The sequence below is a fragment of the Azospirillum sp. genome (assembly GCF_035627195.1).
Taxonomy (GTDB): Bacteria; Pseudomonadota; Alphaproteobacteria; order Azospirillales; family Azospirillaceae; genus Azospirillum.
In genome coordinates, this window is sequence record NZ_DASPMG010000209.1 from 1 (window position 1) to 6,828 (window position 6,828).

Sequence of the window (6,828 nt, forward strand, 5' to 3'; positions counted from 1 at the left end):
GAGGCAGATGCCGAACACCGGCTTGCCGCTGTCGACCAGGGCGCGGATGGTCGGCACGGCGTAGGCGCCGGTCGCTGCCGGGTCGCCCGGGCCGTTGGCCAGGAAGATGCCGTCGGGATCGTGGCGCAGCACGTCCTCAGCCGTGGCCGTGGCCGGCACGACCGTGACGTCGGCGCCGGACGAGGCGAGGCAGCGCAGGATGTTGCGCTTGGCGCCGAAATCCATGGCGACGACGTGGAAGCGCGGGTTCTCCTGCCGGCCATAGCCCTTGCCCAGGGTCCACCCCGCCTCGTCCCAGCTGTAGGTCTGGCGGCAGGACACGTCCTTGGCGAGGTCCATGCCCTCCAGCCCCGGCCAGCCGGCGGCCTTGGCGCGCAGCGCCTCCAGGTCAAACTCGCCCTTCGGGTTGTGGGCGACGACGCCGTTGGGGGCGCCCAGGTCGCGGATGCGGCGGGTCAGGCGGCGGGTGTCGATGCCGGCCAGGCCGATCAGGCCGAAGCTCTTCAGCCAGTCGTCCAGGTGGCGGGTGGCGCGCCAGTTCGACGGGTCCGTGATGTCGGCGCGCAGGATCAGGCCGCGCGCCGCCGGGGTCGTCGTTTCCACGTCCTCGGCGTTGGCGCCGACGTTGCCGACGTGCGGGAAGGTGAAGGTGATGATCTGCCCGGCGTAGCTGGGGTCGGTCAGGATCTCCTGATAGCCGGTCATGGAGGTGTTGAAGCACACCTCGCCCACCGAATCCCCGACGGCACCGATGCCGCGGCCGCGGAAGACGGTTCCATCGGCGAGAACGAGCACACCGGTGTGGACTTCGGGGAGATTGCTGTCGGGCATCGGATCCGGACCTTAACAACGCCTGCCGCGGGCAACATATGGCTTCACGCGGGACGGCGTCGGCGATGCGGCCCGCGCGGCACACCGCACCCGCCCGTTTCGGGCGGGCGGAAGCCTGGGACGAATAGTCAGGAGCGGTGGGCCGGTCAACGTATATGTCGATCGGGGGAAGGATTTCCAGCGCTCGTTTCGCTTCCCCGTCATGTCTGGATGCCGGAGGAGGAATGCGCTAGGTATCGCCACGCCGATCGGAAAGAAGGAAACGAGACCATGTCGCTGCGCGAGCGCCTGAGCGAGGCCCTGAAGACGGCCATGCGCGCCAAGGACCAGCCCACCGTCGATGCGGTGCGCATGATCATCGCCAAGCTGAAGGAAAAGGACATCGAGGCCCGCGGCCGCGGCGTCACCGACGGCATCGGCGAGGACGAGATGCTCTCCATGATGCAGGGCATGATCAAGCAGCGCCGCGAATCCATCGAGCTGTACGACAAGGGCGGCCGGCCCGAACTGGCCGACAAGGAGCGCGCCGAGATCGCCATCATCGAGGGCTTCCTGCCGAAACAGATGAGCGAGGAGGAGGCGATGGCCGCCATCAGGGGCGTGGTCGCCGAGACCGGGGCCGCCAGCGTGAAGGACATGGGCAAGGTGATGGCCGAACTGAAGGCCCGCTACGCCGGCCAGATGGACTTCTCGAAGGCGAGTGGGCTGGTCAAGCAAGCGCTGTCGGGCGGCTGAGCATGTTCCCCCTCTCCCGGGGCGGGAGAGGGGGATTAGGGCTTAGCTCGCGCTCCATTGGCGGGGTCTTAACCGTTCTGCTATAGCGTTGCGCCTTTCCCGTGCGCTTGATCGGAGCCCGATGGCCTTTCCGCCCCAATTCCTCGAAGAGCTGCGCATGCGGCTGGCGCTGTCCGAGGTGGTCGGCAAGCGCATGCGCCTGATCCGCGCCGGCCGCGAGTATAAGGCCCCGTGTCCCTTCCATAACGAGAAGACGCCGTCCTTCTACGTCAACGACCAGAAGGGCTTCTTTCATTGCTTCGGTTGCGGGGCTCATGGCGACATCATTGGATTCGTCATGCGCCACGACAACCTCGCCTTCCCCGAGGCCGTGGAAACACTTGCCTCCGAGGCCGGGCTGCCGGTGCCGCGTCCGACCGAGGAGGACCGCCAGCGCTACGAGCGGCGCAAGACGCTCAACGACCTGCTGGAGCAGGTCTGCCGCTGGTTCGAGCAGCAGCTCTACACGCCCGCCGGCCGGGCCGGGCTGGAGTACCTGCGCAGGCGCGGACTGGACGACGAGGCGATCGCCCGCTTCCGCCTGGGCTTCGCGCCGGGCGACGCCGGGGCGTTGCGCCAGCACCTGCTGAAGCAGAGCTTCCCTGAGGAGGACATGGTCACCGTCGGCCTGCTGAAACGGCCGGACGACGGACGCTCCCCCTTCGCCTTTTTCCGCAACCGCGTCATGTTCCCGGTCACCGACCGGCGTGGCCAGGTGGTGGCGTTCGGTGGCCGCATCCTGGAAGGGGATGGGCCGAAGTACGTCAACACCGCCGACACGCCGCTCTTCCACAAGGGCACGCTGCTCTACGGCCTGTCGCGCGCCCGGCAGGCGGCGGCGGACGGGCAGCCGGTGATCGTCGCCGAAGGTTACATGGACGTCATCGCGCTGGTGCGCGCCGGATTCGAGGGGGCGGTGGCGCCGCTGGGCACGGCGCTGACCGAAACGCAGATCCAGGAACTGTGGAAACTCATCCCCGGCGCCGAGAAGGAACCGTTCCTGTGCTTCGACGGCGACAACGCCGGACGGCGCGCCGCGTGGCGGGCGGTGGAGCGCATTCTGCCGCACCTCGCCCCCGGCCATTCCGCCCGCGTCGCCTTCCTGCCGGAAGGGGAGGACCCCGACAGCTTGATCCGCGTGCACGGGCCCAAGGCCATGCAGGCGGTGCTGGACGAGGCCATCACGCTCGCCGCCGCCGTGTGGCGCATGGAGACGGAGGGCAGGCGCGCCGATACCCCCGAATCGAAGGCGGCCATCAAGGCGGCGCTGGAGGCGCGCGTCGACCAGATCGCCGACCGCACCGTGCAGGGCTTTTACCGCACGGAGATGCGCGCCCGCGTCGACGAGGCGTTCGGCTGGGTGCGCAAGCCGGCTTCCGGCGGCGCGCCGCGCGCGCCCTGGCAGCCCGGCCAGCGGGGTGCGAATCGGGGACCGCAGCGGCACCAACCGGGGCAACCCGGACTGCGCACCTCGCCTCCGCCAGGGCATAAAAGGGGTGATCCCCGCCGGTTGTCACAGGAACAAGCGCGCGAACGGGTGCTGCTGGCCGCCGTCATCAACCATCCAGGGTTGTTTGACGAGGTGGGAGAGGCCCTGGGAATGCTTCCTTTCCCGCCCGGACCGCTCGAAGAGCTCCGTCAAGCGCTGATTGCTGTGCTGGCGCGCGACTCGGAACGCGACTCGGGGCTTGACGCCGCCGGTTTGCGCAGCCATTTGTCTTCCGCCGGCTTTGATAGCATTTTGGCAACTCTGCTCGGCAAGTCGACCTATGACCATGGCCGCTTCGCGCGCCCGGAAGCCTCGGATGAGGAAGCCAGACGGGGGTGGTGGCCGACGTGGCGTCATGTGCACCATCGGCAGGTCAGGGCCGAATTGAGAGAGGCGGAAGCGGCGTTGATACGCGAGAACAGCGAACAGGCGTTGGCGCGGGTCGATGCGCTTCGGCAGGAGGTCATCAGGACCGGAATGGGTATCGATGACTCGGACCCCGACGATTGACCGCCGCACGGGCGGGACGATCGGCAGAACGGGGCATTGAAGCAGAGAGCGGAGCCGGGATTGGTTCGGAACGATACGGAACCGGGGTGCGGCGAAACGAACGGCCCAGCGTGACGCTGGCCTTCGTATCGTGTTTTCTTTTCAGTCTGGGGTAATGCGGGGGCAGCAGTCGCATGGCCACGAAAGCAGCGAACAGCGTCGAGTCGTCCGAAAACCGGGAAGAGTCCGGTGACGGTCCGCTCATGGACGGCATGGGTCTTGCCGTCAAGAAGATGATTGCCCGCGGCAAGGAGCGCGGCTACGTCACCTATGACGAGCTGAATTCCGCCTTGCCGCCGGACCAGTCGTCGTCCGAGCAGATCGAGGACACCATGGCGATGCTGTCCGAGATGGGCATCAACATCGTCGAGTCCGAAGAGCAGGACGATAACGCCAACGCCGAGGAGCGTTCGGACGGCGAAAGCCGCTCGTCGGGCAACCTCGACGACGACGACATCGGCCGTACCGATGACCCCGTGCGCATGTACCTGCGCGAGATGGGTTCGGTGGAGCTGCTGTCGCGCGAGGGCGAAATCGCCATCGCCAAGCGCATCGAGGCCGGGCGCGAGATGATGATCGGGGCGATCTGCGAATCGCCGCTGACCATCCGCGCCATCATCGAGTGGCATGATTCCCTGCTCGAAGGGAAGATGCTGCTGCGCGACATCATCGATCTGGATGCCACCTACGGCGGCGGCCCGGACGGTGAACTGCCGGAAGGCGTGCCGCCCGAGGCTCTGGCGGAAGGCGAAGCCAGCGAGCGCGAGGAAGGCGAGGGCGAGCGCGAGGCGCCGGAAGCCCCGGAGGCCGAGGGCGATCCGGAAGGCGAGGGCGACGAGGACAACAACCTGTCCCTGTCGGCCATGGAAGCCGCGCTGAAGCCGCAGGTCCTGGAGACCTTCGAGAAGATCAAGGCGACCTACGAGAAGCTGCACAAGCTGCACGAGTCCCGCATCGCCGCCATGCAGCGCGGCGAGGACGTGCACAAGCAGTCGGACAAGAAGTACGACAAGCTGAAGCTCGAGATGGTCGAGCTGATGAACACGGTGCGCCTGAACAACCAGCGCATCGAGCAGCTCGTCGAACAGCTCTACGCCTTGAACCGCAAGTTGACCGGCTTCGAAGGCCGGCTGCTGCGCATGGCGACCGACGTGCGAGTGAAGCGCGAGGACTTCCTGAACCAGTACTTCGGCCACGAGCTGGACCCGAACTGGCTGGAGCGCATCCGCACGCTGAACCCCAAGACCTGGGGCAAGTTCGTCGAGAAGTACGAGAGCGACATCCTGAAGACGCGCGAGGCCATCAGCGGCATCGCCGACGAGGCCAAGCTGCCGATCGGCGAGTTCCGCCGCATCGTCTCGACCGTCCAGAAGGGCGAGAAGGAAGCCAGCCGCGCCAAGAAGGAGATGGTGGAGGCCAACCTACGCCTCGTCATCTCGATCGCCAAGAAGTACACGAACCGCGGCCTGCAGTTCCTGGACCTGATCCAGGAGGGCAACATCGGCCTGATGAAGGCGGTGGATAAGTTCGAGTACCGGCGCGGCTACAAGTTCTCGACCTACGCCACGTGGTGGATCCGACAGGCCATCACCCGCTCGATCGCCGATCAGGCGCGCACCATCCGCATCCCGGTGCACATGATCGAGACGATCAACAAGCTGGTCCGCACCAGCCGCCAGATGCTGCACGAGATCGGCCGCGAGCCGACTCCGGAGGAGTTGGCGGAACGGCTGATGATGCCGCTGGAGAAGGTGCGCAAGGTCCTGAAGATCGCCAAGGAGCCGATCTCCCTCGAGACGCCGATCGGCGACGAGGAGGATTCGCACCTCGGCGACTTCATCGAGGACAAGAACGCGGTGCTGCCGCTCGACGCCGCCATCCAGGCGAACCTGCGCGAGACGACGACCCGCGTCCTGGCCTCGCTGACGCCGCGTGAGGAGCGGGTCCTGCGCATGCGCTTCGGCATCGGCATGAACACCGACCACACGCTGGAAGAGGTCGGCCAGCAGTTCAACGTGACGCGCGAGCGCATCCGCCAGATCGAGGCGAAGGCGCTGCGCAAGCTGAAGCACCCCTCGCGGTCGCGCAAGCTGCGCAGCTTCCTGGACACCTGATCCAGGCGGTTTGCAGCAACGACGGAGCCCCTTCCCGGCAACGGGAGGGGGCTTTTCGTTTGCGGGTCCGATCGGTTGTGGAAGCACTTGCGTCCCGCACGTTTTGCCGCCACATTCAGCGCCCCGTGGGCCTGTAGTTCAGCGGTTAGAACGCGCCGCTCATAACGGTGTTGTCGTCGGTTCGAATCCGGCCGGGCCCACCAAGCTTTCCAAGGTCGTGTCCCCACCGGTGGTTGTCGCTTTCGCCTTTAGGCAGGAATTGATGCTTATGCGTGAGAGAGCGACGCGCATAGGTGAGACAGATCAGGACTCCTCGGCGCCGTACGTACCCAGCGTTTTCAGTGGTTTGGCGGGTCCATCGAGCGGTTCTGATGTGTTCCGCAGTTCCCGCCTTCCGATTCGTCCGCGCCATCCCGAGAATCGGGTCCGTCTCGCCTAAAGGCATCGCCGATTAGCCGTCCCCATTGAAGCCGCCGATTCGCCGGATGCGGCGAAGACGCTGGCGCCGGATTCCAAGATCATGGGCTCCCCTGTCTCTATCGATTGGGTGGAGCGATGGCCTGGAGGGATGACGACCGTTGGCCCGGACGGCCGGCTCCCTTGCCGGATGAGTCGATATCGTCCTGGTTCGCTCGGCTCGCCGGTGGGAACGGGCTGCCGCCCAGTGAGCTCTTTGCGATTCTCCAGCCCGGCGGCTACCGTTACCCACGGGACCTCGACCGCCATGCCGACGACGTCCTGCTCCACCGATTGGCGGAGGCGACCGGCATCGATGCCGAGCAGATCAGGCTGGGAACCTTCCGGCGCTGGGCCGGTCGCCTGTTCGGCACCGACGATGGCCTGATCAAGCTGCCTTGGCTGCCGCCGGCCGGGCGTGAGGACGCCCGCCGCTCCTATGGACAGCAGGTCTGCCCTTGCTGCCTGACGGAAGACGCGCAACCCTACCTGCGCCTGACGTGGCGTCTGGGCTTCCTGGTCGCCTGCCCAAAGCACCGGCGTCTTCTGGTAGACCGCTGCACCTCCTGCGGCGAATCGGTCAACATCCTGCGCCGAAGCCGGACCGAAGGGATG

Annotated in this window: 5 protein-coding genes and 1 tRNA gene; 5 read left to right on the forward strand and 1 reads right to left on the reverse strand. The window is 66.6% G+C overall.

All coding sequences use genetic code 11. From position 1 onward, the window contains the following. On the reverse strand, positions 1-831 hold an 831-nt coding region (locus VED21_RS19255), incomplete at its 3' end, for a carbamoyl phosphate synthase small subunit (protein WP_324884994.1). Positions 832-1,101: 270 nt separating this feature from the next. Between VED21_RS19255 and VED21_RS19260 the strand changes: the two genes are divergently transcribed. From VED21_RS19260 to VED21_RS19280, 5 genes are all read left to right on the forward strand, one after another. Beyond that, complete coding sequence (locus VED21_RS19260) at positions 1,102-1,566, forward strand: GatB/YqeY domain-containing protein (RefSeq protein WP_324884996.1); 465 nt, start codon at positions 1,102-1,104, stop codon at positions 1,564-1,566. Between the two features lie 121 nt (positions 1,567-1,687). Further along, positions 1,688-3,604, forward strand: coding sequence for a DNA primase (dnaG, locus tag VED21_RS19265; protein WP_324884998.1), 1,917 nt, complete (start codon positions 1,688-1,690; stop codon positions 3,602-3,604). Between the two features lie 173 nt (positions 3,605-3,777). Continuing rightward, positions 3,778-5,757 carry an RNA polymerase sigma factor RpoD gene (rpoD, locus tag VED21_RS19270; protein ID WP_324885000.1) on the forward strand — a complete coding sequence of 660 codons (1,980 nt, stop codon included), beginning with the start codon at positions 3,778-3,780 and terminating at the stop codon, positions 5,755-5,757. Positions 5,758-5,884: 127 nt separating this feature from the next. Beyond that, positions 5,885-5,960: transfer RNA gene (locus VED21_RS19275), tRNA-Ile, on the forward strand. Positions 5,961-6,312: 352 nt separating this feature from the next. Then, positions 6,313-6,828: TniQ family protein (locus VED21_RS19280; RefSeq protein WP_324885002.1), on the forward strand; the 516-nt coding region annotated here is incomplete at its 3' end.